General features: G+C 41.3%; 4 protein-coding genes. All 4 read right to left on the bottom strand.

Annotation, left to right across the window (positions count from 1 at the left end; genetic code table 11):
• The coding region (locus WAM07_RS04335) for a helix-turn-helix domain-containing protein (protein WP_422165076.1) at window positions 1-231 on the bottom strand (231 nt) is incomplete at its 3' end.
• A gap of 152 nt (window positions 232-383) precedes the next feature.
• Entirely contained in the window at window positions 384-1,016 is a 633-nt protein-coding gene (locus tag WAM07_RS04330; RefSeq protein WP_422165074.1) for an SDR family oxidoreductase, read from the bottom strand.
• A gap of 96 nt (window positions 1,017-1,112) precedes the next feature.
• On the bottom strand, window positions 1,113-2,048 hold the full coding sequence (locus WAM07_RS04325) for a PD-(D/E)XK nuclease family protein (protein WP_422165072.1): 936 nt from the start codon (window positions 2,046-2,048) through the stop codon (window positions 1,113-1,115).
• A gap of 31 nt (window positions 2,049-2,079) precedes the next feature.
• On the bottom strand, window positions 2,080-2,424 hold the full coding sequence (locus tag WAM07_RS04320; RefSeq protein WP_422165078.1) for an MGMT family protein: 345 nt from the start codon (window positions 2,422-2,424) through the stop codon (window positions 2,080-2,082).
• Window positions 2,425-2,434 lie beyond the last annotated feature (10 nt).

Raw genomic sequence — 2,434 nt, 5'->3', positions numbered from 1 at the left:
GGCTTCATGCCACTCCAGAAGATCCTGATAAATCTTTTCATCAAAATCCTGATTAATATCGTTCAGCTTTATATTTAAACGTTCTCCAAGGAGTCTGTATATTTCTTCACTGGCATTTATAGTATTATGTTCAATTTTACTCAGGTAAGAGACCGAACATATCCCGGTCGCCAGATCTTCCAAGGTCATATTATTGAACTTACGATGTTGTTTAATTAATGAACCTTTCACTGTGCACAACTCCTTTAAAGCGCATAAGTATGTACATTATATCAAAACATGCCGCTTCTCCGCGTTTTTCTCTATTTTTTTCTCTATTCTTTTCCAAAACAAAAGAAATTAAAAAAGCCATCCCCAGGTGGAGATGGCTTTGTACAGTTTAATTATAGAGAGCGTAAAGCTTCTTCAATTTGAGTATCGCCTGAGACCATTTCAAACGTTTTATGGAAGACGCTTTGCTCCTGAAGAGCCGCAATCATTGTTTTGGCAACATCTGCGCGAGGAATGGAACCTTGTTCGACCGTCTCGCCTACTTTAATTTTGCTGGTGCCTTCTTCATGCGTTAGTCCGCCTGGACGAACAATTGTAAAGTCAAGCTCTGTGGACTTCAAGTAATCGTCCGCTTCACCCTTCATTTGTAAATAATGCTTCAATTCTTCCGGGCCGCGCTCAGGATCTCCGGCAGCCATGGAGCTTAGCATAATGAATTTCTTAATGCCTAGGTTCTCTGTGTGTTTGATCAAGTTAATAGCACCGTCGCGGTCAACCGCTTCAGTTTGATCGGCTCCTGTACTTGCTCCGGAACCTGCTGCGAAGATAACAGCATCTTTACCTTTAATAGCGTGACCCACATCCTTAGTTAGATCAGCTAATACTGGAGTTCCTCCAAGTTCTTCAATCTTTGCCTTCTGTTCTTCCTTACGTACCAAACCAAATGGCTCATGACCATCTTCTTTTAAATATTGAATAAGTAAACGGCCTGTATGTCCGTTTGCTCCTGCTACTAGTACTTGCATGCTAAAACGACTCCTTCCGATAGATATGTTGTCCACTCCTTATTTAGCCTTTTTTTCAGTGCTTAAAACATAGGAACAGGTTAAAGGGAGGGTGAATTATGGAAAGCATAGCTCTTGATAGTTACAACGAGCGCAGACCCGAGGGTCCTCCTGCATGGGGAAATTCTCGATCGGAAGAGGCTTGTTTTTAGAGGAATCTTCCAGATAAGCTTTCATTTGCTCCATACTGATTTGATATAAATGCTGGACATTGATTAAATCCTGTTCTTTTAGTTGGTATTCAATATGGGTCCCTTCCAGTAAGTATTCATTACGGATAACAATATCTTCAATGGACGGGATGTCATATTTCTCTTTGAGATACAAGGCGTAAAGAGCGAGCTGGTTTCGATCTTCATCGGAAGCTTTACCGGTTTTCCAGTCCACAATGACCCATTGATCTTTTTGTAAGTCTTTATAGACAAGATCCATCACAATAAATATCTTAACTCCATTGGCTTTCATAAAACGGAAATCCTCTGACTCGATAAAACGCATGTGCTTTTTATTTAAAACGTCTTGAAAAGAACGGCTGGAGTAAAAATTTTTAACCGTAGCCTGAAGACGGTTCGTTATCTTCTTAACTTTAGCCTCAGGAAGCTTATTGGATTGGCTATAATAAATCTCGTGAAGCATAGTGTAGTGTTTGGGTCGATTCATCCATAAATGCTCTTTCCGGGTGGATTCGATAAAACCGCGATTTAAATGCCTCCTTATTTCCTCGGTGAGGGCTTGTTCATCTGGAATGTGCTGATTTTTAAGAACTTGCTGAATGGTCTGGTAGATTAGATCGTGAACCACACTCCCAAAATGCATCTCCAGGTTTGTAATCTTCTTCAAACGATAGGTTTGTCGTGCAAGAGAGTCAGCATCTTTCAGCCAGCCATTATGTGAAAAATAGTAATCATAAGCATATTTACGAACACACGTCAGCATCGTCTTGTGACGCGAAAGGGACCAGGACAATTCGGGGTAGGGCTTGATTTCAAACATAGAAAACCTCCAACTGCATATGTACCATTTATTATAATTGATCTTCCAGAATATTAGAATCAATAGGGAGTTCGGAGTCACTTGCTTGGAATTCCTGCAAGTTGATTCTCCATTTAATAACAGGAATACCTTCATCTTCGAGTGCCATTCGCTGATTCTCTGCACCTTCCTCATTTTGAATGGCAATTTTACCCTGGGCATTAATTACCCTGTGCCACGGCAGTTTGTGTTTTTGGCTCATGGAGTGAAGGAGCCTGGATACTTGCCTTGCTGCGCGAGGGTTCCCGGCTAGCCGCGCTATCTGCCCGTAGGTCATCACCTTTCCTTCAGGTATCAGCTTAATAATCTTCAGGACATTCTGGGTAAAAGTTTGCATAGGTTCATCC

Source organism: Halobacillus sp., from assembly GCF_049282395.1.
Lineage (GTDB): Bacteria > Bacillota > Bacilli > Bacillales > Halobacillaceae > Halobacillus.
Note: the sequence above shows the minus strand (reverse complement) of the source record. Positions and strands in the feature narration are given on the sequence as shown.

What these genes read in the sequence shown, in the direction of transcription:
- WAM07_RS04325 (WP_422165072.1), bottom strand. Translation starts at nt 2,048, where the DNA reads ATGTTTGAAATCAAGCCCTACCCCGAATTGTCCTGGTCCCTTTCGCGT.
- WAM07_RS04330 (WP_422165074.1), bottom strand. Translation starts at nt 1,016, where the DNA reads ATGCAAGTACTAGTAGCAGGAGCAAACGGACATACAGGCCGTTTACTT.
- WAM07_RS04320 (WP_422165078.1), bottom strand. Translation starts at nt 2,424, where the DNA reads ATGCAAACTTTTACCCAGAATGTCCTGAAGATTATTAAGCTGATACCT.